24 protein-coding genes and 1 tRNA gene are annotated in these 24,904 nt (G+C 60.8%); 4 read left to right on the top strand and 21 right to left on the bottom strand.

Annotated elements, in window-relative coordinates; translation table 11 throughout:
- Window positions 1-165: 165 nt before the first annotated feature.
- Genes HX875_RS16090 through HX875_RS16125 form a run of 8 tightly spaced genes read right to left on the bottom strand, consistent with a single transcriptional unit; the run spans window position 166 to window position 9,679 of the window.
- Window positions 166-717 carry a GNAT family N-acetyltransferase gene (locus HX875_RS16090; protein ID WP_177043890.1) on the bottom strand — a complete coding sequence of 184 codons (552 nt, stop codon included), beginning with the start codon at window positions 715-717 and terminating at the stop codon, window positions 166-168.
- On the bottom strand, window positions 714-2,114 hold the full coding sequence (locus HX875_RS16095; protein ID WP_177043891.1) for an LLM class flavin-dependent oxidoreductase: 1,401 nt from the start codon (window positions 2,112-2,114) through the stop codon (window positions 714-716). The genes HX875_RS16090 and HX875_RS16095 overlap by 4 nt, the downstream gene beginning before the upstream one ends.
- A gap of 36 nt (window positions 2,115-2,150) precedes the next feature.
- Entirely contained in the window at window positions 2,151-3,809 is a 1,659-nt protein-coding gene (locus HX875_RS16100) for a dipeptide ABC transporter ATP-binding protein (protein WP_177043892.1), read from the bottom strand.
- Window positions 3,806-4,669, bottom strand: coding sequence for an ABC transporter permease (locus tag HX875_RS16105; protein ID WP_177043893.1), 864 nt, complete (start codon window positions 4,667-4,669; stop codon window positions 3,806-3,808). The genes HX875_RS16100 and HX875_RS16105 overlap by 4 nt, the downstream gene beginning before the upstream one ends.
- A gap of 15 nt (window positions 4,670-4,684) precedes the next feature.
- Window positions 4,685-5,737 carry an NADP(H)-dependent aldo-keto reductase gene (locus HX875_RS16110; RefSeq protein ID WP_177043894.1) on the bottom strand — a complete coding sequence of 351 codons (1,053 nt, stop codon included), beginning with the start codon at window positions 5,735-5,737 and terminating at the stop codon, window positions 4,685-4,687.
- A gap of 32 nt (window positions 5,738-5,769) precedes the next feature.
- On the bottom strand, window positions 5,770-7,023 hold the full coding sequence (locus HX875_RS16115; protein ID WP_177043895.1) for an acyl-CoA dehydrogenase family protein: 1,254 nt from the start codon (window positions 7,021-7,023) through the stop codon (window positions 5,770-5,772).
- A 23-nt stretch (window positions 7,024-7,046) separates the two neighbouring features.
- On the bottom strand, window positions 7,047-7,979 hold the full coding sequence (locus HX875_RS16120; protein WP_177043896.1) for an ABC transporter permease: 933 nt from the start codon (window positions 7,977-7,979) through the stop codon (window positions 7,047-7,049).
- Entirely contained in the window at window positions 7,976-9,679 is a 1,704-nt protein-coding gene (locus tag HX875_RS16125) for an ABC transporter substrate-binding protein (protein WP_177043897.1), read from the bottom strand. Before HX875_RS16125 ends, HX875_RS16120 begins: the two co-directional genes overlap by 4 nt.
- Window positions 9,680-10,102: 423 nt before the next feature.
- On the opposite strand from HX875_RS16125, the gene HX875_RS16130 reads away from it, so the two are divergent.
- A complete protein-coding gene (locus HX875_RS16130) occupies window positions 10,103-12,253 on the top strand; it encodes a TonB-dependent receptor family protein (protein ID WP_177043898.1) in 2,151 nt (716 codons plus the stop codon).
- A 74-nt stretch (window positions 12,254-12,327) separates the two neighbouring features.
- Here HX875_RS16130 and HX875_RS16135 read toward each other — a convergent pair whose 3' ends face one another.
- Window positions 12,328-12,948, bottom strand: a complete 621-nt coding sequence (locus HX875_RS16135) for an NADPH-dependent F420 reductase (protein ID WP_177043899.1) — start codon at window positions 12,946-12,948, stop codon at window positions 12,328-12,330.
- 52 nt (window positions 12,949-13,000) lie between these two features.
- Window positions 13,001-13,942, bottom strand: a complete 942-nt coding sequence (locus HX875_RS16140; RefSeq protein WP_177043900.1) for an SDR family oxidoreductase — start codon at window positions 13,940-13,942, stop codon at window positions 13,001-13,003.
- Window positions 13,943-14,083: 141 nt separating this feature from the next.
- Here HX875_RS16140 and HX875_RS16145 point away from each other — a divergent pair, with 141 nt between their 5' ends.
- Window positions 14,084-14,536 carry a winged helix-turn-helix transcriptional regulator gene (locus HX875_RS16145; protein ID WP_177043901.1) on the top strand — a complete coding sequence of 151 codons (453 nt, stop codon included), beginning with the start codon at window positions 14,084-14,086 and terminating at the stop codon, window positions 14,534-14,536.
- Window positions 14,537-14,614: 78 nt separating this feature from the next.
- On the opposite strand, the gene HX875_RS16150 is transcribed toward HX875_RS16145, so the two are convergent.
- A complete protein-coding gene (locus tag HX875_RS16150; RefSeq protein WP_177043902.1) occupies window positions 14,615-15,214 on the bottom strand; it encodes an NADPH-dependent F420 reductase in 600 nt (199 codons plus the stop codon).
- A 15-nt stretch (window positions 15,215-15,229) separates the two neighbouring features.
- Window positions 15,230-15,964, bottom strand: a complete 735-nt coding sequence (locus tag HX875_RS16155) for an SDR family NAD(P)-dependent oxidoreductase (protein WP_177043903.1) — start codon at window positions 15,962-15,964, stop codon at window positions 15,230-15,232.
- Window positions 15,965-16,075: 111 nt separating this feature from the next.
- Between HX875_RS16155 and HX875_RS16160 the strand changes: the two genes are divergently transcribed.
- Window positions 16,076-16,438, top strand: coding sequence for a winged helix-turn-helix transcriptional regulator (locus HX875_RS16160; RefSeq protein ID WP_177043904.1), 363 nt, complete (start codon window positions 16,076-16,078; stop codon window positions 16,436-16,438).
- A gap of 84 nt (window positions 16,439-16,522) precedes the next feature.
- Here HX875_RS16160 and HX875_RS16165 read toward each other — a convergent pair.
- The 9 genes from HX875_RS16165 to thrS all read right to left on the bottom strand — a co-directional run bounded on the left by HX875_RS16165 (window position 16,523) and on the right by thrS (window position 23,976).
- Window positions 16,523-16,599: transfer RNA gene (locus HX875_RS16165), tRNA-Pro, on the bottom strand.
- A gap of 90 nt (window positions 16,600-16,689) precedes the next feature.
- A complete protein-coding gene (locus tag HX875_RS16170) occupies window positions 16,690-17,046 on the bottom strand; it encodes a MerR family transcriptional regulator (protein ID WP_003174972.1) in 357 nt (118 codons plus the stop codon).
- Complete coding sequence (gene ihfA, locus HX875_RS16175; RefSeq protein WP_002553164.1) at window positions 17,027-17,329, bottom strand: integration host factor subunit alpha; 303 nt, start codon at window positions 17,327-17,329, stop codon at window positions 17,027-17,029. Before ihfA ends, HX875_RS16170 begins: the two co-directional genes overlap by 20 nt.
- 3 nt (window positions 17,330-17,332) lie before the next feature.
- Window positions 17,333-19,711 carry a phenylalanine--tRNA ligase subunit beta gene (gene pheT, locus HX875_RS16180; RefSeq protein WP_177043905.1) on the bottom strand — a complete coding sequence of 793 codons (2,379 nt, stop codon included), beginning with the start codon at window positions 19,709-19,711 and terminating at the stop codon, window positions 17,333-17,335.
- Window positions 19,712-19,737: 26 nt separating this feature from the next.
- Window positions 19,738-20,754 carry a phenylalanine--tRNA ligase subunit alpha gene (gene pheS, locus HX875_RS16185; protein WP_003219939.1) on the bottom strand — a complete coding sequence of 339 codons (1,017 nt, stop codon included), beginning with the start codon at window positions 20,752-20,754 and terminating at the stop codon, window positions 19,738-19,740.
- A 109-nt stretch (window positions 20,755-20,863) separates the two neighbouring features.
- Window positions 20,864-21,220 (bottom strand): 50S ribosomal protein L20, encoded by a 357-nt coding sequence (gene rplT / locus HX875_RS16190; RefSeq protein ID WP_003219940.1) that lies wholly within the window; start codon window positions 21,218-21,220, stop codon window positions 20,864-20,866.
- A 28-nt stretch (window positions 21,221-21,248) separates the two neighbouring features.
- On the bottom strand, window positions 21,249-21,443 hold the full coding sequence (gene rpmI, locus HX875_RS16195) for a 50S ribosomal protein L35 (RefSeq protein WP_002553160.1): 195 nt from the start codon (window positions 21,441-21,443) through the stop codon (window positions 21,249-21,251).
- Between the two features lie 59 nt (window positions 21,444-21,502).
- The gene (gene infC / locus HX875_RS16200) at window positions 21,503-22,054 is read right to left on the bottom strand and encodes a translation initiation factor IF-3 (protein ID WP_169875357.1); all 552 of its coding nucleotides are present in this window, start codon (window positions 22,052-22,054) and stop codon (window positions 21,503-21,505) included.
- Complete coding sequence (gene thrS, locus HX875_RS16205; RefSeq protein ID WP_048719014.1) at window positions 22,054-23,976, bottom strand: threonine--tRNA ligase; 1,923 nt, start codon at window positions 23,974-23,976, stop codon at window positions 22,054-22,056. The genes infC and thrS overlap by 1 nt, the downstream gene beginning before the upstream one ends.
- A 364-nt stretch (window positions 23,977-24,340) precedes the next feature.
- Here thrS and HX875_RS16210 point away from each other — a divergent pair, with 364 nt between their 5' ends.
- A complete protein-coding gene (locus HX875_RS16210) occupies window positions 24,341-24,655 on the top strand; it encodes a hypothetical protein (protein WP_177044037.1) in 315 nt (104 codons plus the stop codon).
- The last annotated feature ends 249 nt before the right edge of the window (window positions 24,656-24,904 follow it).

Here is a 24,904-nt window from a genome sequence, read left to right on the forward strand (position 1 = left end):
CCGAAGCAGGTGAAAATAATCTTACAAGGGAACGCCGAGCCTAGGCGAGGCGCCGACAGGCGGGGCAGAGCGTTTTGGTTACTTTGCCGCTTTTTGCAAAGTGACTCGCTGTAAGAGCGAAACCCTAAGTGGCCGTTACCGAAGAAACGGATATGTACTCACACCTCACCCCACAGAAATCACCAAAGGCACCCGATAGCGCACCAACGGCAACGGCTCATCATGTTCCACCACAGTCTTTTCAGTATGCAGCTCAGCCACAAACCCAAGCGCCCGGTAGAAACCCAGAGCACGCCGATTCCCCTGCACCACCCAAACGGTCGCACTGGTATACCCAGCCTCAACCAACTGATCCCGAACCTGCCCCCAAAGCCGCGTGCCAATCCCCTGCCCCCAAATCCCGGGCAACAGATTGAGCGCACGCAACTCTCCAGTGGCCGACGACGCATCCACATCCCGACTGCTGCCAAAGGACGCCCACGCCACCAACTCCCCATCCAGCTCCACCACCCACACCGACAATGTGCCGCCGGCTAGGGCCTGGGCCAGAAAAGCCGTGCGCTGGGACACGCCACCGTTCAGGTCAGCAAGAAAACGCTCGGACAGAATCTCCCGATACGCCGCCTGCCACGTCTGCAAATGAATGTGCGCCAACTGCGGCGCATCTTCCACCCGTGCCGGCCTGAAATACAGCTCGCCCTGAAGCACCCCGCTCACGACGAAAACCGCAACGGCAACGCCGCCTGAAGCAACGCCGCCGGATCCCGATAACGCGCGCCAAAATGATCATGCGGCAACCGCGCCCGCCCAGCCCCGAACAACCGCTCCCGCAGCGTCTCCCCCTCGTTGTACCGCTCACGAAACCGCCCCCGACGACGCAACTCCGGCACCACCAATTCGATAAAATCCCGCGCCGTCTCAAACGACAAATATTGCCGCAGATTAATCCCGTCGATCCCATCCTCATCCAGCCATTTCTCAATGGCGTCCGCCACCACCGTCGGCGTACCCGCCACAAAAAACCGCTCGCGATTAAAACCACCAAGCTGCGCCAATACCGCCCCAACGGTGGAGTCCGCTTTGTACCGACTCAAACTCTCCCACCCCTTGACCTGCAGACTCACCAGATCACTGATCAACGTATCGCGCGGATACGCCGTCAAATCGATCGCAGACTGCCCATGAGCCAGCGACGCCTCGACACTCACCAGCTTGCGATAACTGTCGAGCTTGGCACTGACCTCCTCATCGGTCCGCCCAACGATCACCCCAGCCATGACGATAAACTTCACCCCCGCCGGATCGCGATCATGCTCCACCGCCTTCTGCCGCATGGCCTGGATATTCGCACGCACCTCCGGCGCATCACTTCCACCGGTGAACACCACTTCAGCATGCCGCCCCGCAAACTCGATGCCGGCAGGCGACCCGGTGGCCTGGAACAGCACCGGCGTACGCTGCCGCGAAGGCTGGCACAGGTGCGGCCCGGCAACCTTGAAGTGCTCACCCACGTGGTTGATGTAGCGCACCTTGTCCGGATCGGTATAGATCCGCCGCTCGCGGTCGACAATCACCGCATCGTCGTCCCACGAGCCCTCCCAAAGTTTGTACAACACGTCGAGGTATTCGTCGGCGATCTCGTAGCGGTGATCGTGGACCACCTCGGTGTCGTGCCCAAAGTTGCGCGCCGCATTCGGCAGGTACGAGGTGACGATGTTCCAGCCCACGCGGCCCTTGGTCAGGTGATCAAGGGTGCTCATGCGCCGCGCAAAGGCAAACGGCGGTTCGTACGTGGTGGAAAAGGTCGCGCCGAAACCAAGGTTTTTGGTCACCCCGGCCATCGCCGGAATCACCAGCAACGGGTCGTTACTGGGGATCTGCATGCCTTCACGCAAGGACGTTTCGGGGCCGTCGCGAAAGCGGTCGTAAGTGCCGATCACGTCAGCCAGGAACACCCCGTCGAAGGTGCCGTATTCCAGCAATTGCGCAAGCTCGGTCCAGTAGTCCAGGTCGTTGAAACGGTGCCGGTTGTTGTCGGGGTGTACCCACAAACCATGGACGATGTGGCTGACGCAGTTCATCTCAAACAAATTCACGTGCAGTTGCTTGGGCACCAGGAGCACTCCTTCGTAGATACTTTTTCCAGGACATCAGATCGCTACGTTCAGGTAGAACGGGACTGGCGTGTAGTCGGTTTCAAGGGTCGGAATCGCGTCGATCAGCGCGCGGGTATAGGCGTGGGCCGGGCGGTCGAACACGGCGCGTACCGAGCCGGACTCCACCACTTCACCGGCCTTCATCACCAGCACGCGCTCGCTGACGTGGTTGATCACGCCAAGGTCGTGGGAGATGAACAGGCAGGCCAGGCCGAGGCGGCGCTTGAGGTCGTCGAGCAGCTCCAGAATCTGCGCCTGCACCGACACGTCCAGCGCCGACACCGGCTCATCGCAGATCAGGATCTGCGGCTCGCAAGCCAGGGCCCGGGCAATCGCGATGCGTTGACGCTGGCCGCCGGAGAGTTCGATGGGCCGGCGCGACAAGGCGCTGGCATCGAGGCGCACCAGTTCCAGCAGTTCCAGGGCGCGGTCGCGCCGGGCATGCCGCGGTACGCCGGCCACCACCAGCGCTTCGAACAGCACACGCTGCACGGTGTAGCGCGGGTCGAAGGAGCTTAGCGGGTCCTGGAACACCACTTGCACTGCACGCCGGGCTTCGCGTTTTTGCTTGGCGTCGAGGTCGGACCAGCGCTGGCCCTTTATCCACACCTCGCCAGCGTCGGCGGTTTCCAGGCCGAGTATCAGGCGGGTCAAGGTGGTCTTGCCACAGCCCGATTCGCCCACCACGCCGAGTGTCTCGCCGCGACGCAGTTGCAACGACACCTGGTTCAACACCGTGCGGGTTTTGCCGTCGGGGCCGACAAAGGTCTTGGACAGCTCGCGCGCTTCCAGCAGTACTTCGCCCTGAGGCGCAGGCTCGGGTTCAACCGCCGTGAGCAGTCGGCGGGTGGGCTGGAAGTGCACGGCCTTGGCCGCCCGCAGCAGCAGTTGCGTATACGGATGACGCGGGTCTTGCAGGACCTGTTCGGTGCTGCCCTCCTCCACGATCACCCCGTGGCGCATCACGGCCACGCGGTCGGCCAGGCGCGAGACCACCGACAGGTCGTGGCTGACCATCAGCAGTGCGTTGTGTTCGCCGCGCAGGCTTTCCAGCAGCGCGATGACCTGAGCCTGCACCGTGGCGTCCAGTGCGGTGGTGGGCTCATCGGCAATGATCAGCCGTGGGTTGCAGGCAATGGCCGAGGCGATCAGTGCACGCTGGCGCAAACCGCCGGAGAGCTGCCAGGGGTATTGGCTGGCGCGCAGTTCGGGTTCCGGCACGCCGACATCCCGCAACAGCTCCAGCACCCGCAGGCGGCGCGCTTCCAGGCCCAATGCGGTGTGCAGGTGCAACGGTTCCTCGATCTCGGCACCCACGCGGCGCAGCGGGTCCAGCGCGCCGAGGGCATCCTGCATCACAAAGCCGATGCTGGCGCCGCGCAGCTGTTGCCAGGCCCGCTCGTTGAGCTGGCGCAGGTCGATGCCCTGGAAAGCCAGCTTGGCGGCCTGCACGTGGGCGTCCTTGCCGGTGAGGCCGGCCAGGGTGCGGGCGGTGACGCTTTTGCCGGAGCCCGACTCCCCCACCAGCGCCAGGCATTCGCCGCGATGCAACTGCAGGCTGACACCGTGCAATACCGGTTCGGCCTGACCGAAGCGTACGGTCAAGTCGCGGATGTCGACCAGTGGGCCGAGGGTATGGATATTCATCGTCATAGGGGCTTTCCTTCGCTGCGGCGCAACAGTTCGCGGCCGATGGCACTGATGGAAACAACGGTCAGGGTGATGATCAGGGCGGGCCAGGCCACCAGCCACGGCGCATTGGCCAGGAAGCTGCGCCCGATGGCCAGCATGCCGCCCCACTCCGGCGCGGGCGGCGGTGCGCCGAAGCCGAGGAAGCTCAAGGCGGCACCGGCGGTGATCGCGCCGCCGATGCCGATAGTGGCGAGGATCAGCACCGGCTTGAACGCATTCGGCAGGATGTGCCGCAGCACCACCGCCAGGTGCGATTGGCCGAGGGTGACGGCGGACTCGACGTAGCCGGCGTTGCGTACGGTGAGGGTTTGCGCCCGCACCAGCCGCGCATACCGCGGCACGCCGGCGATGCCCACGGCAAGGATCAGGTTGGCGGTGCCCTGGCCGAAAAACGTGATAATCACCAGCGCCAGCAACAGGTCGGGAAACGACAGCAGCACGTCGATCCCGCGCATCAAGGCGCCGTCCAGCCAGCGCGGGCCGAGGCCCGCGATCAGCCCGAGCAAGGTGCCCCAGGCCAGCCCCAGCGCGGTGGCGGCCAGGCCCATGAACAGCGACGAGCGCACGCCGTAAATCAAGCGGCTGAGCACGTCACGCCCATTCTCATCGGTGCCCAGCCAATGCACGTTGCTCGGTGCCTGGAATGCCAGGCGCGCCGAGGCATCCAGCGGGTCATACGGGGCCAGCCACTGTGGAAAAACAGCGGCCAGCAGCAACAGCCCGACAAATACTCCGGCGAGCAACAGCCCGGGCCGCAGTTGGGTAAACCCGGCAAGACGCAACGGGTGATTGCCGCTCAACGTTTCAATGCTTTGCGTCATGCCAGGCTCCTGGTACTAGGGCGCGGGGTTGGGAATGCGCTGGTGGATGGCCTGGATCTGCGCCTTGATCTCGTCGCTGAGGCTCACGTCCAGCGCGCCGAGGTTGTCGCGCAATTGCGCCAGGCTGGTTTGCCCGGTGAGCGCGCTGGTGACGAAGGGTTTGTCGATGATGAATGCGAGGGCCAACTGGGCCGGTGTCAGGCCGTGTTGCCGGGCAATTTCCACGTAGCCGGTGATGGCTTCCTGGGCCGAGGCGCTGTCATAACGGTTGAAGGTGCGGTACACCGCCGACAGCCGCGAACCCTCGGGGCGTGCGCCACCGAGGTACTTGCCGGTGAGCGCACCGAAGGCCAGCGGCGAGTACGCCAGCAGGCCGACACCTTCACGGTGGGTGAACTCCGAGAGGCCTCCCTCGTACAGGCGGTTAAGCAGGCTGTAGGGGTTTTGCACGCTGGCAATCCGCGGCAGGCCGAGGCGTTCACTCTGCTTGAGAAACTCGGCGACGCCCCACGGGGTTTCGTTGGAGACGCCGATATGCCGCACCTTGCCGGCCTTGACCTGATCGGCCAGCACCGCCAGGGTTTCCTCGATGGCGACGCTCTGGTTGTCTGCCTGATACGGGTATTCGCGCTGGCCGAAGATGTTGGTGGTGCGGTCGGGCCAGTGCAGTTGGTAGAGGTCGAGGTAGTCGGTGTTCAGGCGCTTGAGGCTGCCGTCCAGGGCTTCGACGATGTTGCGCCGGTCGTGGTGGCTGAGGCCGTCGCGGATGTGCTGCTGGCTGTTGGGGTCACGGGCCGGGCCGGCAATTTTGCTCGCCAGGATCACCTCGTCACGTCGACCACTGGCCGCCAGCCAACTGCCGATATAGCGCTCGGTGGTGCGCCAGGTTTCGGCCTTGGTGGGCGTGGGGTACATCTCGGCGGTGTCGATGAAGTTGATGCCTTCGGCCAGCGCCAGATCAATCTGCTGATGGGCATCGGTTTCGGTGTTCTGGTGGCCCCAGGTCATGGTGCCCAGGCCCAGCACGCTGACTTGGATATCGCTGTTGCCCAGTTGGCGGTAACGCATGGGTGATCCTTTTTTATTCAAGGGTTGGAGGCTCATACCGCACTCGCTTCGTCGCGGGCGGCCTGCTGCTCGGCGTCGGCGGCTTGCAGGCTGCGCCAGGCGGCGTTGGGAGTGACGTCGTTGAGGTAGTAATTGCCCAGGGCCCGTTCGCGAAAGATCGCCGGGTTGTGGGAGGCCAGGGTGCGGGCGTTGCGCCAGTGGCGGTCGAAGCGTCGCGACTCGCTGGTGGCAGAGGCGCCGCCGACTTCGAACAGCAGCGTGGTGGCTTCCAGCACTTGTTCCAGCACAATCTGCTGGGCTTGAAAGGCGCGGATCTCGGCCTCGGTGTAATGCTGTTCGCTGGCGTAGCCGCCCTGCTCCGCGTCGTGCACTTGCTGCAGCACCTCGGCAACGGCCAGCACCTGAGTGCGGGCCGCGTAAGCCAGGCTCGACAGGCGACCGATCACCCGCTGCACCAGCGGGTCATCCTTGGGACTCGATTGCCCCGGCACGCCAAACGCACGGGTGCGGCCTTTGACGAATTCGGTGGCGTCGCGCAGCACCGCGTTGGCGATGCCGGCCAGGGTCGCCAGGTGGAACAGTTGGTAGAACGCGCTCAGGTAGGACTCGGCACGCAGCTCGTCTTTCTTGAAGCGCCGCACGATGTGCTGCGCTGGTACGTCGACCGCCTTGAAGCGGGTGGTGCCGCTGCCGGTGAGGCGCTGGCCGAAGCCGTCCCAGTCGTCCTCGACAGTCACACCCGGCGCATCGGTACGCACCGCAAGGCTGACAAAGTCCTCGCCATCCAGGGCCACAGCGGCAATCCAGTTGGCGTACAGCGTGCCGGTGCAGTAGTACTTCTCACCGTCCAGCTGCCAGCCGGAGTCGACTGCGCTGAGGGTCACCGAGTTGCGGGTGGTGTCGGTGCGCTCGGCCATGGCGGCGCCCCACAGTTCGCCGTCGACGACTTTGGCGAACCAGTAATCCTGGGACTCGCTGTCGCGGCTGGACAGCCGGCCTTCAACAAAACCGAAATGCGCGCGCACGATCTGCGGCAGGTTTGAATCAGCCTCCCCCAGTTCAATCAACAGGCGAAACAACTGCGGCAGGCTGGCACCCAGGCCGCCCTGGGCCTGTGGCACGCGCAGGGCACCAAAGCCGGCTTCCCGCAGCCATGCCACCGCATCGTGGGCCAGCTCGCGCTGCTGCTCGCGGGCGACGGCGGTGTCGGCTATCCGTGCAAATACGTCAGCGAAACGCTGGTGCAAGTCGGCATAACTCACTTCAGCGGGGATCGAAGCACTCATGGTTTTTCCTTCTTCAAAGGCACTCACGCTTGATTGGCCCGGGGGTCGATCCAGCGGTTGATCAAATCGACAGCCAGGTTCACCAGCACGTACACCGTGGCGGCGAGCAAGGTCACGCCCAGCACCATCGGCACGTCTTTGTTGCTGGTGGCGTCGAGCATCAAGCGCCCGATGCCCTGGCGTGCAAACAGCAATTCCACCACCACCGCGCCGCCCAGCAGGCTGGCGAACACGAACCCGGCCAGCGTCACCAACGGCACCAGGGCGTGGCGCAAGGCATGGCGCAGGCGCACGGCGGTTTCCGACAGGCCACGGGCACGGGCCATGGCGATAAAGGGTTGTTCGAGGGTGTCTTCCAGGGACTGGCGCAGCAGTTGGGTCAGCACCGCCGCCACCGGCAAGGCCAGCGCAACGGAGGGCAGGATCAGCGAACGCCAGCCCACCGAACCGGAAGGCGGCAACCAGTGCCAATGAAACGAAAACACCAGCAACAGCAGCATACCAATCACAAACGAAGGCGCCGACGACAGCACCAGCTCGGTGCCTGAAGCAACCGAGCGAACCCAGCGCGAACGGTTGGCAGTGAGGATCGCGCACACCAGCGCCAACACCACCGCCAGCAGCGCGGCGCTAAGGGACAATTGAATGGTTGCGCCGATCTGCTCGGCAATCGCCTGCTGCACCGGGATGCGCAGGCGGTAGGACTCGCCCAGGTCACCGTGAGCTAGGCGCAGCAGATAATTGCCGTATTGCACGATCAGCGGTTGGTCCAGGCCGTACTCGGCCCGCACCCGCGCCAGCAGCTCCGGTGTGGGCATCGCATCCGGGCCGCCGAGGATCGCCAGCGCGGTGTCACCGCCGCTGAAGTTGACGGCCAGAAAGGTCAGCGTCGCCGCGCCCCACAGCACGCCGATGCCCGCCAGCAGGCGCCAGGCGATGGATTTGAACAGGCTCATGGTTGCCCCCGGTCCAGCCAGATGCTGGTGAAGAACGGTACGTTGTGGGAGGTATCGAAAATCACGCCCTGGACTTGTCGGCCATAGGCGGTGAGTACCTGGGCTTCCACCGAAGGCACCGACGGCACGGTTTCAGTCAGGCGCTTTTGTGCTTCGCCGTAGAGCGCCTGCAACTCAACCGGATCGCGGGATTGGCGAGCGGCGCTGAGCACGCGATCCAACTCCGCATCACGGAAGCGCCCAACGTTCTGGCCAATCCTTTTATCGGTGCTGATGGACTCGCTGTGATAAAGCACGAACATGCCGTCGGGTGTGTTGGTGTGCCAGTAACCGTCCGCCATCGCCTGGAACTTCCCGGCATAGCGCCGCTCGATCACCCGGGTCAGCGGCAGCATCTCGACGGTCATCTCAAAGCCGACTTTTTTCAGGTCGGCCTGGATGGCCACCGAAACGCTGCCGGGAAAGGCCGGGCTGCTGTAGGCCAACAAGGTCGCCTTCAGGCGCTGCCCGGCCTTGGTCCGATAGCCCTGGGCGTCGCGCCCTGTCCAGCCGGCGTCGTCGAGCAAGGTATTGGCCGCCTTGACGTCGTAGGCCAGGGCCTCTTTGTTGGGTTGATAAAACCGGGTATTCGCCGCCAGGAAATCGGCTTTGGCGATGTATTCGCCGAAGCCGGAAATCCACGCCAGACCTTCGCGGTCGACGGCTTTGGCCACGGCGCGACGTACTCGCACGTCGTCGAAGGGTGCCTGCTCAACGTTGAACACGATGCCGCGGCTGGGGTTGCCCTTGCGAATCCGGCTGCGCATCACCAGGTTGGGGTTGGCGCGGATGGCGGCGGCGTTCTGGGCTGGGGCGTCGAGGGCGAAATCCGACTGGCCGGACTCAAGTGCAGTGAAACGAATCATGGCTTCGGGGACGTAGCTCAATTCGATACGGTCCAGGTATGCCTCACCCTTGTGACGGGTCACCGGCGGCGCCCAGTTGTAGCCGGGGCGCTTGATGAACACTGCGCCCTGGTCACGGGTGTAGCTCTGCAACGTGAACGGGCCGCTGCCAATGGGATGTTCGGCGATGGTCTTCGGGGCCTCGCGGATCTGCCTGGGGGAGATCATGCTCAGCCAGGACTGCGCCAGCACATCCAGGAAGGGCGTGTAGGGTTCGCGCAAATGGGCTTCGAAGGTGTAGTCGTCGATGACCTTGCCACCCACGTACGGCGCGATATAGGCCGCTGCCAACGGGGACTTGGTCGCCGGATCGCGCATGTGTTCCAGGTTGGTTTGCAGCGCCTGGGCGTTGAATTTCTCGCCGTCGCTGAAGGTCACGTCATCGCGCAGGTGAAAGGTGTAGGTCTTGCCGTCGTCGGAGATGTCCCAGGAGCGGGCCAGCCATGGGCTGATATTGCCCTGCTCGTCCTGATACACCAGGCAATCGAAGAGAATCCGGCCCATCCACTGGATGTTGCCGTTGGATAATGCGTGAACATCGAAACTGCCGGCGTCGGAGGCGGCTGAGACTCGCAAAGTTCCACCGCTACGCCCCGGTGACGACTCATGAAAGTCCGCCGCCGAATAAGTCACTACACCGTTGGTGACCGTGCCATCAGCCGCAGACGTTTCATGTTTCGGTGCCGCAGCCGGCGAACAGGCATTGATCGCCAGGGACAGTGAAAGAACCGCCGAAAGTTTCAGGATGGTTGTCAATGACGCTTCCTTTGAGGAACTCTGAAAGTTTGCAACTACACGATGTAATGCAGTGAGCATGCCAGTCTTCAAGAAATGCCTTTTTGACCAACAGACAAGCGCATAACCCTTACAAACAGGGCTTTTCGCTACCAAATACTTATATGGTTATACCCGCAATATCACACTGGGTTGTTGGTAGCCTTACACACTGCTTATCAACTGTTGCGTTCGCGACAGTTACAGTAAACCGGCTAAAAAAGTTGACTGTTGAGAATTAAACATCGATTCAAAAAAAAGTGTCCCGTAGAACACTTCAACCCCACTAAACCACCGTATTCTTTGATAAATAGCGTTGGCACAGAAACTGCTCAGAGCGAAACAGGCATGACTATTCGAATAGAAAGCTGGGGCTCATTTATCTATTCACAAGGAACACGCTTAATGGATCCAATCTTTCGGGGAGAGTTGCAAAAGTTGACACTTGCCGTGCGGCAGGCAACTTGGCTGGCCATGTTGGGACTGGGCTCGGCCCTGGCATTTTCCGCCAGCGTACAAGCCGATGACGAAGTCACACCCGCCACCGGGACGCGGCTGAAAACGGTGACGGTAGAAGCACGAAAAATCACGCCCGTTGAGGCGGCAAAAAGTCAGTTGTCCGAAGTGCCAGGCGGTACCAGCGTGGTGGACAGCGAACAAGTGGCCAAGGGACGGACCGCCACTTTGCAGGACACCCTCGCCTATCAGCCGGGCGTGTTCGTGCAGTCCACCGGCGGCAACGACGCCGCCAAGATCTCCATCCGCGGATCGGGCGCCAACACCTCGCCGGGGTATTTCCGTGAGGGCATCAAGTTCCTGTTCGACGGCCTGCCGATCACCGGGCCGGGCGGTACACCCTACGAATTCCTCAACGGCTCGGGGGTGAACTACACCGAAATCCTGCGCGGTGCCAACGCCTTCCAGTACGGCGCGCTGAGCCTTGGCGGCGCCATCAACTTCGTCAACCAGACCGGCTACACCGCGCCCGGCCTGCGAGTGCGGGCGGAAACCGGAAGCTACGGCTACAACAAACAAAGCCTGAGCGTCGGCGGCGTAGAAGGTGCGTTCGATTACTACCTGAATGCCGACAACTACCGCAGCGACGGTTACCGCGACTACAGCCTGTCGAAAAGCCAGGGCGTGGTGGCCAACTTTGGCTACCGCTTCAGCCCGCAACTCGAAACCCGAGTGATGCTGCGTTACCGCGACGAGTTCCACAACGACCCGAGCGCCACCACCCTGGATGCGGTCAAACACCGCTCCGACCGCGCCAGTGACACCGCCGAAAGCAGCGGCGCCGGCAGCCGTCGCCCCGGTAGCGTATGGGCCGGCAGCAAGACCACCTACACCTTCGACGACGACGCCACCCTGTCGGTGGGTTTCGTCTACTACCAGTACGCCCACAACAACAGCCCGAACAGCCCGAGCAACCCCAGCTACTGGGACTGGCATGACCTGAGCGCCGTGATCAACTACGACCGCCGCGACACCCTGTTCGGCCACGAAAGCCGCTCCAGCCTGGCCTTCACCTCCACCGAACACCTCAAGGGCCAGGTCGACTCCACCTTCGCCAACAAACAGACGCGCAAGTTCGTCGACTACAGCTCCTCGTTCGATCACGTGTTCTCCGTGGGCAACGACCTGGAACTGGTGGACGGCCTGTGGCTGACCAGCGGCGTGTCAGCGATCAACGTACGCCGCCATGCCGACGTTAAGGAAGCCCTGGTGGCCAACACCACCACTTACCCGAGCGACGTGACCTACGACAACTGGAGCCTGGCACCGCGACTGGGCGTGCGTTATGAGTTCACCCCGCAACTGCAAGTGTTTGCCAACGTCAGCCGCTCGGTCGATCCACCGGCGTCGTGGGAATACTCCGGCTCCGGGCCGACCACGCCGTACGTACGGCCGCTGGTGGAGCAAAAAGCCAACACCGTGGAAATCGGCATCAAGGGTTCGTCGGGCATCTTCGACGGCAGCCTGGCGCTCTACCGTTCGTGGGTGAAAAATGAATTGCTCAACGTGCAGATCATCCCGGCCACCTCCACTGCCGCGGCGATCACCGGGGCCTTCAACGCCACGCCGACGATCCACCAAGGCATCGAGGCCGGCTTGAATACGCGCCTGTGGGAGAACACCTCGGGTGAAAAGGTCACCCTGCGCCAGGTGTACACCTATAACGACTTCTACTACCGGCACGACCCGACCTTCGGCGACAACCAGTTGCCGGGGATTCCGAAGCATATCTACCAGGGCGAGCTGCAGTATCAGCACCCGGCGGGCTTCTATACCGGGGTGAATGTGCAATCGGCGTCGCGTACGGCGGTGGATTATGCGAACAGTTTCTATGCGCCCTCCTACACCATCTTCGGGGCGAACGTGGGGTATGAGACGCCGAGCAAGGACTGGAAGGTGTCGCTGGACGTGAAGAACCTGACCAACCAGAAGTACGTGACGGCAGTGCAGCCGTTGTATGACGCGAAGGGCCAGGATACGGCGTCGTTGTATCCGGGGGATGGGATTGGGGCTTATGTGGCGGTGGAAATGAGGTACTAGGTCGGAAATGATCAAGCATCGGCGGCTGGGGTTAGTCGTAGCCCCAGCCGCCGAGCCCATCACCGAAAAAGGACTCAGCCGATATCGACATTCATGGCGATGTCCCAGGTGCCGGCGCCGTTTTTGGCCAGGCCGATCATCATCAGGCCAAGCCACTCGAGCGACTGGGCCATCTGCAGGCCGCCGACATCCAACGGACGCAGCCCGAGACTCTCGAGGAAGGTCGAGACGCGCGCCTTGGCGTCCACATCGTCCGCCGCGATGAACGCATCGAGGCGTTCACCCTTGGCAAGTACGTGGCCGAAGAGCGTATTGAACGCCTTGACGACATGCGCGGTGGCCGGGGCGACCTTGGCGATCTCCTGCGCGCCGGAGCTGCCCTGGGAAGTAACGAGACCCGAGAGATCGGCAGCGACCGGGTTGGTGATGTCGATGATCACCTTACCGTCGAGCGCTTTCCCGAAGTCGGCCAGTACCGCGAGCGCATGGGTGTACGGTACGGCGAGAATGACGATGTCGCCCGCCGGAGTGGCGCCGTAAGTCCCGGTGATCGCTCCGGATGCGAGCTTGTCGGCAAGCGCCTGGGCCTTGCCGGGATCGCGGCTGACCACCTCGACGGTGTATCCGGCCTTGGCGATGCGGCCGCCGATCGCTGTGGCCATGCCTCCCGAACCGATGATGCTGATAGTGCTCATGTGCAGTCTCCGTTTGAAATCGGGTAGTTTTCCAGCATGTGCCCTCATCCCATCAGCCGGCCGGGAAGTAATGACCGTTATCCAGGTCGGCGAAGAGTCCGGGCTGGGTCGGTTCCCAGCCAAGCAGCCGGCGCGTGATGGCATTCGATGTCGGGGTGTCCAGCGTGACCAGATTCGCAAGGAACCCGAAGTATCCGGGCTGCATCAGCACGTCTGCGGGGATTGGCACGGCCGGCAGATTCAAGCGGCTGGCAATGGCTTCGGCGATCTGACGGTATGGGATAGCGACCTCGGCGATTGCATGCCAGTTTCTGCCCGCCGCGCCTTTTTCCAGCGCCAGGCGAAATACGGTGGCGAGGTCGCGGGCATGCACGGCCCCCCAACGGTTGGCACCGTCTCCGGGGTAGCCGACGACGCCCTTTTCCTTGGCCAGCCCGATCAACAACGCAAGGAAGCCGGCGTTATCGGTGGAGCTGTGCATGATCTCCGGGATCCGCACGATAGAAGACCGTATGCCCTTTTCGGCGAGACCGATCACCGTGGTTTCCACGATGTTGCGAACCCGCAGGGTGTTCTTGTACGGATCGCCGCCAGGAAGGGGCGGATCCTCCTCGGTGGCTGGCCGGCCCAGGCCCTCCCACCCGGGCGAGCCGACGCTACCAGACACGACCAACGGCTTTGCGCTCCCGGCCAATGCTTCGCCATAGGCGAGCATGATTTCAAGCTCGGCGGCCGCAACGGCGTTGATCCCGCCGGTTGGAATCAGATCCTGCCGATGCGCGAGGTGAATGACACCGTCCGAGGCTGCGGCCGCTTCCTTCAGCCCGTCGAGATCCTCGAGATTGCCGCGACGTACCTTGGCGCCGAGCGCAGCAGCCTGCGCCGCGGCCGTGTCGGACCGAGCGAGGGCCGTGACCTCATGGCCGGCAGCGATAAGATCGGAGATGACGTATGGACCGGAATGGCCGGTGCCGCCGGTAACAAAAACATGCATGTGCGTGTTCCTCGTGAGTGATGGGGTGCGCGAAAGGTGTTGGGGACTCAACGTAGGAACCATGCTGGTCGCATCACTTGTAAAAAGCAAGTGATCTGGCGAATCTTACTTGCGCCACGCAAGTGATGCTAAGATGCGGCCATGAAAAAAACTCTCAAAGAAGACTTTCGGTCCCATTGCGCGGTGAACTACGGCGTGGAGATTTTTGGCGACCGGTGGTCGCTCTTGATCATTCGCGACATCGTTTTTGTGGGAAAGAAAACGTATGGCGATTTCCTGAAATCGGAAGAGGGAATCGCGACCAATGTGCTGGCTTCCCGATTGGCCTTTCTGGAGGAGCAAGGAGTTCTCTCCAAGGCCCCCAGCCCCGACGACAGGCGCAAGGACTTTTACACGTTGACCGAGAAGGGCCTGGACCTCATTCCCATTGTGATCAACATCGTGCTCTGGAGCGCGAAGCATGACTCGAAGTCGTACGTGCGGCGCAGCGAGGAGTTTTTTGCTCGATTAAGTCAAGACCCGATGCAGGTGAGCGAGGAAGTGAAGGCGCTGGTCCGCAATGGCGGGTGCATCTTTCCTGAGAGCGGAGGATGAACAAGGCGGCTGATGCCGCCCTGTCTATCGGCGAGGACCTGAGGTCATCTCGCATCAAAATGTGCGATCACTGATCCCTCAATCGAACTTGACCAAGTCCTTGAAGATCAGCTGACCCCAGCTGTTTCCGCGCGCCTGCACAAGCAGCCCGCCGTCCGAAAGCCCGCCAAGCTTGATCGGCGAAAAACCGAGATTTTCCGCGAGCGCACCAATCTCCGCTGCGGCGCCGTCATCGTCACTCGCCAGGAACACGACTCTCCTGCCACCCTGTACGGCCGGGTCCTGGTCTAGAACGGCAGCGGCCAGATGGTTGAAGCCCTTGACCAGTCTCGCACCCGTGAAGGCCTGCGCGACGACCCTGGAGGAAGGCTGACCTCCCAGTTCCTCAGGCGGCACACCGTAGGCATTGGTCACATCGATGACGGTCTTGCCCTTCCAGGTCGGCAGTGTCTTTGCGACATCCGGGTGAGACTCAAAACGAACGGCCAAAAAGACGGTATCCGCCTCGAGGGCTTGCGCCAGTGTGTTTGGAATAACCCCGGGGCCGATCGCGGCCGCTTCGGCTGCAAAACTTTTCGGATCGCGCGTGGTTGCAACGGATACTTCGATGCCTTTGCGGGCAAATGCCTTGGCAAGCGCCTGGCCGAGTTTGCCGAAGCCGATAATGGCGTAACTCATAAAAATCTCCTTTGGTCAGATTTGCGCCAGGCCGCCGTCGACGGCGAGCTCACTGGCAGTCATGAAGCTGCTGTCCCGGGACGCAAGAAACGCGGCTGCCGCTCCGATTTCCGCCGGATCGGCCATGCGCTGGAGCGGATTCATCGAGGCGAAGACCTTCATGCCTTCTTCGCCCATCGCTGCCTTCGCGAGTTCGGTCGCAGTCGGCCCGGGCGACAACACATTGACCCGGATACCCGTGCCCTTCAGATCTTCCGCCCACGTGCGCGCGAGGTTGCGCACGGCCGCCTTGCTTGCGCTGTAGACGCTGAATGCCGGGGCGCCCGTGGTGCCGGCGCTGGATCCGGTCAGGATGATCGAACCGCCCTGCCCCATCAGCGGCAGCGCCTTCTGGACCGTGAAGATCAGGCCCTTCACGTTGGTCTCGAAGGTTTCGTCAATGTGCTCGGCGGTGAGCTTGCCGAGCGCAAGCGGGCTACCCGCCCCGGCATTGGCGAAGACGATGTCGAGGGTTCCGCGCTCGGCCTTCACTGCCGCGTAGAGTCGGTCGAGGTCGGCCTGATCGGAGACCGAGCCCTTCACCGCGCGGGCATTGGGCCCGAGCTCGGCCACGGCGGCATCGAGCGCTTCCTGGCGGCGGCCGAAGATGAAGACAAAGGCACCCTCTTCGATGAAGCGTTTTGCTGCGGCGAGGCCGATGCCCGTAGCGCCGCCGGTGATCACGGCGGTCTTTCCATTCAGTCTGGTCATGACGTGCATCCTTCGTTGGCGTTGTACCCAAGCAGGAAATTGCTTGCTTGAGACGAGGATGCAGCGCTGCTAACCTAAGGACAAGTATGCACCTTTTGGTAAGTATCAAAAATGACGACAACATCTGAAATCTGCGACACCGGCTGCGGGCTCAACGCCACGCTGCGCATCATCTCGGGCAAGTGGAAACCGTTGGTCCTGTTTTTCCTGCGCGGAGGCCCGAAACGCTATGGCGAGCTCAAGCGTTTGATCCCTGGCGTCAGCGACAAGGTACTGATCCAGCAGTTGAAGGACCTGGAAGCCGATCAGGTGCTTGCACGGACCGACTACAAGGAAGTGCCCCCGCGCGTGGACTACACGCTGACCCCGCTTGGCCTTAGCCTGGCGGATGCGATCATCCCGCTGTGCACATGGGGAACCGAGAACGCGGCGCAAATGGCAGACATCTTTGCCAGGCGCGACGCGTTGGCCTAGGGAAGAGCCGGCTGTTCTGTGAAGGGTAAAATGCAGGCAAATAAAAAGGCCGCGAGATAAATCTCGCGGCCTTTTCAAATTATATGGTCGGGACGGAGTGATTCGAACACTCGACCCCTAGCACCCCATGCTAGTGCGCTACCGGACTGCGCTACGCCCCGACTAGGCGTGTTACTGGGTTTGCTTCGCAACGAAGCGATCAGGAATATACCGCAAGCTTTTGAAATGTGGAAGTATTTTAAAAGCCGGAATTACTTCTTCAAAACCACCAGCACATCTTCCAGTTCGGAGATCATCTGGCGGATCAGTTGCTTGTATTGGGTGGTGTCGTCTTTGGCCTCATCACCGGACATACGCTGGCGCGCGCCGCTGATGGTGAACCCCTGGTCGTACAACAACGCACGGATCTGCCGGATCATCAGCACATCCTGGCGCTGATAATACCGACGGTTCCCGGTGCGTTTGACGGGGTTGAGTTGAGGAAACTCCTGCTCCCAATAGCGCAGCACGTGCGGCTTTACCGCACAGAGCTCGCTGACTTCACCAATGGTGAAGTAGCGTTTGCCTGGGATGACGGGCAGTTCGTCGTTATGACTTGGTTCCAGCATAAGCCTCAACTCGGGCCTTCAACTTCTGCCCTGGACGAAAGGTGACCACACGGCGAGCCGTGATCGGGATTTCTTCTCCCGTTTTTGGATTGCGGCCAGGCCGCTGGCGTTTGTCCCGCAGGTCAAAATTGCCGAAACCGGACAATTTGACCTGTTCGTTGTCTTCAAGAGCGTGCCTGATTTCTTCAAAGAACAGCTCGACCAATTCCTTGGCCTCGCGTTTGTTCAGGCCCAGCTCTTCATACAGACGTTCCGCCATCTCAGCTTTCGTCAAAGCCCCCATACGTCACTTCCTTAACGTGGCGTTCAACCTTTGTTCGAGCGAGGTGAGGATATTTTGTGTCGTCGTATTCACCTCATCGTCATTAAGAGTGCGCGATGGATGCTGCCAGGTCAAGCCAACTGCAAGGCTTTTTCTATGCGGATCAATGCCTTTACCCTGATAGACGTCAAATAGCCTGAGGTCTGTAAGCCATTCCCCTGCATTTTCACGGATTACGTCCAGAACAGCACTGGCGGCAACACCTTGATCAGCAATCAGCGCCAGATCACGTCGTACTTCAGGGAAACGCGACAACTCGCTGAATTTAGGCATTTTGCCCGAGGCGACTTCAGCCAAGACTAGCTCAAAAACGAAGACTGGACGGTCCAGCCCCAGGGTTTTCGACAGTTCAGGGTGAATCGCACCCACGAAGCCCACCAGGCGACCTTCACGTTCGATACGTGCGGTCTGGCCCGGGTGCAACGCCGGGTGTTTGCCTGGGGTGAAAGTGAAGGCATCCAGCGCACCGGCAAAGCCCAGTACCGCCTCCACATCGGCCTTGACGTCGAAGAAGTCGACGGTGTCGCGCCCCTGTGCCCAGCCTTCCGGCAGACGGCTGCCGCAGACTACGCCAGCCAGCATCGGCTCTTGCTTCAGGCCATCCAGCTGACCGACAAAACGCAGGCCGCTTTCGAACATGCGCACGCGGTCTTGCTGACGGTTCAGGTTGTGGGATAGCGCTTTCACCAGACCCGGCCACAGCGACGAACGCATGGCGGCCATGTCGTTGGAGATCGGGTTAGCCAGCAACAGCGGCTCGACACCTGGGCTGAACAGTTCGAATTGCTTTGGATCGATGAAGCTGTAGGTCACCGCTTCCTGATAACCACGAGCCACCAGCAGGCGACGCAGTTCCGGCAGGTGCGCACGGGCTTCAGCTTTCGGCTGTGGCGCCAGGCGCGCTTGCGGGTAACGGACCGGCAGGCGGTTGTAGCCGTACAAGCGGGCCAGCTCTTCGATCAGGTCGACTTCCAGGCTGATATCGAAGCGATGGCTTGGCACTTCTACGTGCCACTGCCCTGCTTCACCGGCAGAAATACCGAGACCGAGTGCCGACAGCAGGCGCTCGATTTCAACCGGGTCGATCACCAGGCCAAGCATTTGCTCAACGGCCTTGGCGCGCAGGATGATCGGTGCAACCGACGGCAGGTGCTGCTCGCTGACGGTTTCGATGATCGGGCCGGCTTCGCCGCCAGCGATTTCCAGCAGCAGGCCAGTGGCGCGCTCCATGGCTTCACGGGCCAGTTGCCAGTCCACGCCACGCTCGTAGCGGTGCGAGGCGTCGGTGTGCAGGCCGTAGGAGCGGGCCTTGCCGGCAATGGCGATCTGATCGAAGAAGGCGCTTTCGAGGAAGATGTCACGAGTGGTTGCGGACACGCCGCTGTGCTCGCCACCCATCACACCGGCAATCGCCAGGGCGCGGGAGTGGTCAGCGATCACCAGGGTGTCGGCGCGCAGGCTGACTTCCTGGCCATCGAGCAGCACCAGCTTTTCGCCTTCTTCGGCCATGCGCACGCGGATGCCACCGTTGATTTCGGCGAGATCGAAAGCGTGCAGCGGTTGACCCAGCTCCAGCATCACGTAGTTGGTGATGTCGACGGCAGCGTCGATGCTGCGCACTTCGGAACGGCGCAGACGCTCAACCATCCACAGCGGGGTTGGCTTGGACAGGTCGACGTTACGGATCACACGACCCAGGTAACGTGGGCAGGCGTTGGGTGCCAGCACTTCGATGGAACGTACTTCGTCGTGCACGGCAGGGACGGCTGCAACCGCCGGACGTGTGACGACGGCGGCGTACAGCGCGCCGACTTCACGTGCCAGGCCGGCCAGGGACAGGCAGTCGCCGCGGTTCGGGGTCAGGTCGACCTCGATGCTGGCGTCTTCCAGTTCCAGGTAGACACGGATGTCCTGGCCCACTGGTGCGTCGGCCGGCAGTTCCATCAGGCCATCATTGCCTTCACCGACCTGCAGCTCCGCCTGGGAGCACAGCATGCCGTTGGATTCAACGCCACGCAGCTTGGCCTTCTTGATCTTGAAGTCGCCCGGCAGCTCGGCACCGATCATGGCGAACGGGATTTTCAGGCCCGGGCGCACATTGGGCGCTCCGCACACGACCTGGAAGGTTTCCGCACCATTGCTGACCTGGCACACACGCAACTTGTCAGCATCCGGGTGTTGCTCGGTGCTCAGCACCTCGCCCACTACCACGCCACTGAAAACACCGGCGGCCGGCGTAACGCTATCGACCTCAAGGCCGGCCATCGACAGACGGGCAACCAGCTCGTCGCGACTTACCTGCGGGCTTACCCAGCCACGCAGCCATTGTTCACTGAATTTCATCCTGCTCTCCTAAAGATCCGTTACGACTAGCGAAATTGCGCGAGGAACCGCAAGTCGTTGTCGAAGAACAGACGCAAGTCGTTCACGCCGTAACGCAGCATGGCCAGACGCTCAACGCCCATGCCGAAGGCAAAGCCCGAGAATTCTTCCGGGTCGATCCCGGACATGCGCAGCACGTTGGGGTGAACCATGCCGCAACCCATCACTTCCAGCCAGCCGGTCTGTTTACAGACACGGCAGCCTTTACCGCTGCACATCACGCATTCCATGTCGACTTCAGCGGATGGCTCGGTGAACGGGAAGAACGAGGGACGGAAACGCACCGCCAGCTCTTTCTCGAAGAACACCCGCAGGAACTCTTCGATGGTGCCTTTGAGGTCGGCGAAGTTGATGTCGCGATCAACCAGCAGGCCTTCGACCTGGTGGAACATCGGCGAGTGGGTGATATCGGAGTCGCTGCGGTACACACGGCCTGGGCAGACGATGCGGATCGGCGGCTTCTGCGATTCCATGGTGCGGACCTGTACCGGCGAGGTATGGGTGCGCAGCAGCATGTTCGCATTGAAATAGAAGGTGTCATGCATCGACCGGGCCGGGTGATGGCCTGGGATGTTGAGCGCCTCGAAGTTGTGATAGTCGTCTTCGACCTCAGGGCCTTCGGCAATGCCGTAGCCGATGTGGGTAAAGAACTGCTCGATACGTTCCAGAGTCCGGGTAATCGGATGCAGGCCGCCCGAGGTCTGGCCACGGCCAGGCAGGGTCACGTCAATGGACTCGGCGGCGAGCTTGGCCGCAAGATCGGCCTCCTCGAGCGACGCCTTGCGCGCATTGAGAACCTCTGTAACACGCTCCTTGGCCACGTTGATCAGCGCACCGACTTGCGGACGCTCTTCAGCCGGCAAATTCCCCAGGGTCTTCATCACCTGAGTCAATTCACCCTTTTTGCCAAGGTAGTGAACCCGGATTTGTTCCAGGGCATTGATATCTTCTGCGCTTTGCACAGCCTCTAGTGCTTGAGAGACCAGCGCATCCAGGTTTTCCATGTACAGACTCCAGATACAAAATAGGGGAAGAGCTTGAAGGCTCTTCCCCTATTTAAGACGTTTAACACCTTGGGCCACGAAAGCGGCCCAGGGTGACTGTCGGGGGTACTTAAGCCAAGGTGGCTTTAGCTTTCTCGACAATCGCAGCAAACGCCGCTTTTTCGTTCACTGCCAGATCAGCCAGAACCTTACGGTCGATCTCGATGGACGCTTTTTTCAGGCCAGCGATGAAACGGCTGTAGGACAGACCGTTAACACGTGCACCAGCGTTGATACGAGCGATCCACAGAGCGCGGAACTGACGTTTTTTCTGACGACGGTCACGGTAGGCGTATTGGCCAGCCTTGATAACCGCTTGCTTGGCAACACGGAATACGCGTGAACGCGCGCCGTAGTAGCCTTTAGCAAGTTTCAGAATTTTCTTGTGGCGCTTACGCGCCATGACGCCACGCTTTACACGAGCCATGAGTTACTTCCTCTATTCTTGACTAAAATTAACGAAGGCGCAGCATGCGCTCGACTTTTGCCACGTCAGACGGATGCAGCAAGCTGCTACCGCGCAGTTGACGCTTACGCTTGGTCGACATTTTAGTCAGGATGTGGCTCTTGAAAGCGTGCTTGTGCTTGATACCGTTAGCAGTTTTCAGAAACCGCTTAGCAGCACCACTTTTAGTTTTCATCTTTGGCATGTTCGGTACTCCGCATTCAGTTGATAAACATAATCAGAAGGCCTGCCGTGCCCTATTGATTACTTCTTCTTTTTCGGGGCGATGACCATAATAAGCTGGCGTCCTTCCATCTTCGGATGCTGTTCGACCGAACCGTACTCGAGCAGGTCAGCTTCAACCCGCTTGAGGAGTTCCATCCCCAGCTCCTGGTGGGCCATCTCACGGCCGCGGAATCGCAAGGATACCTTGGCCCTGTCCCCATCACTCAGGAAACGTACCAGGTTGCGCAGTTTTACCTGGTAATCCCCTTCCTCCGTCCCTGGACGAAACTTGATTTCTTTTACTTGAATCTGCTTCTGGTTCTTCTTCGCCGCGGCAATCTGCTTCTTCTTTTCGAAGATCGACTTGCCGTAGTCCATCACCCGGCAAACGGGTGGGATTGCGTCGGCGGAGATTTCCACCAGGTCCAATTTGGACTCTTCAGCAATACGAAGCGCTTCATCAATCGAGACGATGCCAATCTGCTCGCCGTCAGCGCCAATTAACCGAACCTCGCGTGCCGAGATATTCTCGTTGATCGGGGCTTTCGGTGCAGCTCGTTTATCTTGTCTCATTTCACGCTTAATAATAATTACTCCGAATCTGGGCGACCACGCCGGGAAACCGCTTGCGCGAGGAACTCAGCGAACTGGGCGACGGGCATCGAGCCCAGGTCAGCACCTTCACGAGTACGCACAGCGACAGTCTGCATCTCGACTTCCCGATCTCCGATAACCAAAAGATAGGGAACCTTGAGCAAAGTATGCTCGCGGATTTTAAAGCCGATCTTTTCATTTCTCAAGTCGGACTTGGCACGAAACCCGCTTTCATTGAGAGTTTTTTCAACTTCAGCGGCAAAATCTGCCTGTTTATCAGTGATATTCATGATCACTGCCTGTGTCGGAGCCAGCCACGCAGGGAATGCACCCTCGTAGTGCTCGATCAGGATCCCGACGAACCGTTCGAACGAGCCGAGGATCGCCCGGTGCAGCATAACCGGGTGTTTACGGCTGTTGTCTTCGGAGACGTATTCGGCTCCCAGACGGATCGGCAGGTTAAAATCGAGCTGCAGGGTACCACACTGCCAGACGCGACCAAGGCAATCTTTCAGCGAGAACTCGATCTTCGGACCGTAGAACGCGCCCTCGCCCGGTTGCAGGTCGTACGCAAGGCCCGCGCTATCAAGCGCGGCGGCCAGTGCAGCCTCGGCGCGATCCCACAGCTCATCGGAACCGACGCGTTTTTCCGGACGAGTGGACAGCTTCATTTCGACTTCGGTAAAGCCGAAATCGCGGTACACGTCCATGGTCAGCTTGATGAACGCAGCGGATTCGGCCTGCATCTGCTCTTCGGTGCAGAAGATGTGGGCGTCGTCCTGGGTGAAGCCGCGCACGCGCATGATGCCGTGCAGCGCACCCGACGGCTCGTTACGGTGGCAGGCACCGAACTCGGCCAGACGCATCGGCAACTCGCGGTAGCTCTTCAGGCCCTGGTTGAACACCTGTACGTGGCACGGGCAGTTCATCGGCTTGATGGCGTAGTCGCGGTTTTCCGACTGGGTGGTGAACATGTTGTCGGCGTAGTTGGCCCAGTGCCCGGATTTCTCCCACAGGCTGCGGTCAACGACTTGCGGAGTCTTGATCTCCAGGTAGCCGTTGTCGCGCTGAACCTTGCGCATGTACTGCTCGAGCACCTGGTACAGGGTCCAGCCGTTCGGGTGCCAGAACACCATGCCCGGCGCTTCTTCCTGGAGGTGGAACAGGTTCAGGCGCTTGCCGATCTTGCGGTGGTCGCGTTTTTCGGCTTCTTCGATGCGCTGGATGTAGGCCGCCAGCTGCTTCTTGTCAGCCCAGGCAGTGCCGTAGATCCGCTGCAGTTGTTCATTCTTTGCGTCACCGCGCCAGTAGGCACCGGACAGCTTGGTCAGTTTGAACGACTTGAGGAAGCGCGTGTTCGGCACGTGCGGGCCACGACACATGTCGACGTATTCTTCGTGGTAATACAGGCCCATGGCCTGCTCGTCCGGCATGTCTTCCACCAGGCGCAGCTTGTAGTCTTCGCCACGGGCGGTGAACACATCGATCACTTCGGCACGCGGAGTGACCTTCTTGATGACGTCGTAATCTTTCTCGATCAGCGCGTGCATGCGCTGCTCGATGGCTGCCAGGTCGTCCGGAGTGAAAGGACGCTCGTAGGCGATGTCGTAATAGAAGCCTTCGTCGATGACCGGGCCGATGACCATCTTCGCGGTTGGGTACAGCTGCTTGACCGCATGGCCAATCAGGTGCGCGCAAGAGTGGCGAATGATCTCCAGCCCCTCTTGATCCTTGGGCGTGATGATTTGCAGGCTGGCATCAGAGGTGATCAGGTCGCTGGCGTCAACCAGCTTGCCGTCGACCTTGCCGGCCACGGTGGCCTTGGCCAGGCCGGCACCAATGGATGCGGCGACCTCGGCTACGGAAACCGAATGATCGAATGAACGTTGACTGCCGTCGGGAAGAGTAATAGTTGGCATGGCGCCTCCTCTCCTAGTGGTGACCCCTACCAAAGGTCACGTGGGTTGGGATGAGCCAGTACAAGATCCAACACCAGGCCGTTCAGTGATGAACGCCTGCCTTACAGCGGCAGGAGCCTTTCGGCCAACCGATAATCGAACCAGAGTGACTGGAGTTAAACAAAAAAGACCTTGGCAAGGCGGCAAAGGGCGCGCCGGAAAATAGCCAAGCGAAAGATGCTAGCACAGATGAACGGTCATGGCGCCGGCTCCGCTTCATGAAACGCAAATTCCCGGCTTTTAGCGCCAAAAGTGAACTTGAACTGTACGGCGAGCCTCAAACACACCGAGAATCACCGTTCGTCCACGACTCCAGGAGCATTTCATTATGCGTTTTACCTCGACTTTCGCCCTTGCTGCATCCCTGACCTTCATGTCCCTTGGCGCGCACGCTGCCGCACCTTCGAACTGGCCTGCCGGCGCGCGGGACAGCTTCATCAAGGATTGCAGTGCTGCCGCCCAACAAAGCGTTGATGCCAAAACCGCCAAAGACCATTGCGAATGTGGCGCGGACAAGATCAATGCCGAATTGAGCGGTGCGGAGATCAAGGAACTCATGACCAACCAGAACGCAGATCCCGCGCTCAAGAACAAAGCTGTCGCGGCTATTTCGTCCTGCAAAGTCGTGAAGAAAAAGTAATATTCAGGCCCTGCCAGACCAGTTAATGGACCAAAAACAGCCCTGAAAACTGCCATTTCTCACAAATTACGCAGCTTTTACGGCTTTTTTTACCAGCTGATATTTCGTGCAGAAGCCCCGTAGATCGGGGCTTTCAGCCAACCAAGGCATGAAACACAACGCGATTGATTAGCAAACAATGCCTTGGGGGGGCTCCCAAGCCGAACATTTCGACTATGATAGCTCGGTGTGCCCAGTTGGCCTGAGCAG

The sequence above is a fragment of the Pseudomonas yamanorum genome, assembly GCF_013386765.1.
In the GTDB taxonomy this organism is placed as follows: Bacteria; Pseudomonadota; Gammaproteobacteria; order Pseudomonadales; family Pseudomonadaceae; genus Aquipseudomonas; species Aquipseudomonas yamanorum_A.

What these genes read in the sequence shown, in the direction of transcription:
- pheT (WP_177043905.1), bottom strand. Translation starts at nt 19,711, where the DNA reads ATGAAATTCAGTGAACAATGGCTGCGTGGCTGGGTAAGCCCGCAGGTA.
- ihfA (WP_002553164.1), bottom strand. Translation starts at nt 17,329, where the DNA reads ATGGGGGCTTTGACGAAAGCTGAGATGGCGGAACGTCTGTATGAAGAG.
- HX875_RS16150 (WP_177043902.1), bottom strand. Translation starts at nt 15,214, where the DNA reads ATGAGTTACGCCATTATCGGCTTCGGCAAACTCGGCCAGGCGCTTGCC.
- HX875_RS16120 (WP_177043896.1), bottom strand. Translation starts at nt 7,979, where the DNA reads ATGAGCCTGTTCAAATCCATCGCCTGGCGCCTGCTGGCGGGCATCGGC.
- HX875_RS16160 (WP_177043904.1), top strand. Translation starts at nt 16,076, where the DNA reads ATGACGACAACATCTGAAATCTGCGACACCGGCTGCGGGCTCAACGCC.
- HX875_RS16170 (WP_003174972.1), bottom strand. Translation starts at nt 17,046, where the DNA reads ATGCTGGAACCAAGTCATAACGACGAACTGCCCGTCATCCCAGGCAAA.
- HX875_RS16110 (WP_177043894.1), bottom strand. Translation starts at nt 5,737, where the DNA reads ATGCGTTACCGCCAACTGGGCAACAGCGATATCCAAGTCAGCGTGCTG.
- HX875_RS16115 (WP_177043895.1), bottom strand. Translation starts at nt 7,023, where the DNA reads ATGAGTGCTTCGATCCCCGCTGAAGTGAGTTATGCCGACTTGCACCAG.
- HX875_RS16135 (WP_177043899.1), bottom strand. Translation starts at nt 12,948, where the DNA reads ATGAGCACTATCAGCATCATCGGTTCGGGAGGCATGGCCACAGCGATC.
- rpmI (WP_002553160.1), bottom strand. Translation starts at nt 21,443, where the DNA reads ATGCCAAAGATGAAAACTAAAAGTGGTGCTGCTAAGCGGTTTCTGAAA.
- HX875_RS16155 (WP_177043903.1), bottom strand. Translation starts at nt 15,964, where the DNA reads ATGACCAGACTGAATGGAAAGACCGCCGTGATCACCGGCGGCGCTACG.
- HX875_RS16130 (WP_177043898.1), top strand. Translation starts at nt 10,103, where the DNA reads ATGGATCCAATCTTTCGGGGAGAGTTGCAAAAGTTGACACTTGCCGTG.
- HX875_RS16140 (WP_177043900.1), bottom strand. Translation starts at nt 13,942, where the DNA reads ATGCATGTTTTTGTTACCGGCGGCACCGGCCATTCCGGTCCATACGTC.
- rplT (WP_003219940.1), bottom strand. Translation starts at nt 21,220, where the DNA reads ATGGCTCGTGTAAAGCGTGGCGTCATGGCGCGTAAGCGCCACAAGAAA.
- HX875_RS16105 (WP_177043893.1), bottom strand. Translation starts at nt 4,669, where the DNA reads ATGACGCAAAGCATTGAAACGTTGAGCGGCAATCACCCGTTGCGTCTT.
- thrS (WP_048719014.1), bottom strand. Translation starts at nt 23,976, where the DNA reads ATGCCAACTATTACTCTTCCCGACGGCAGTCAACGTTCATTCGATCAT.
- HX875_RS16100 (WP_177043892.1), bottom strand. Translation starts at nt 3,809, where the DNA reads ATGACGATGAATATCCATACCCTCGGCCCACTGGTCGACATCCGCGAC.
- pheS (WP_003219939.1), bottom strand. Translation starts at nt 20,754, where the DNA reads ATGGAAAACCTGGATGCGCTGGTCTCTCAAGCACTAGAGGCTGTGCAA.
- HX875_RS16145 (WP_177043901.1), top strand. Translation starts at nt 14,084, where the DNA reads ATGAAAAAAACTCTCAAAGAAGACTTTCGGTCCCATTGCGCGGTGAAC.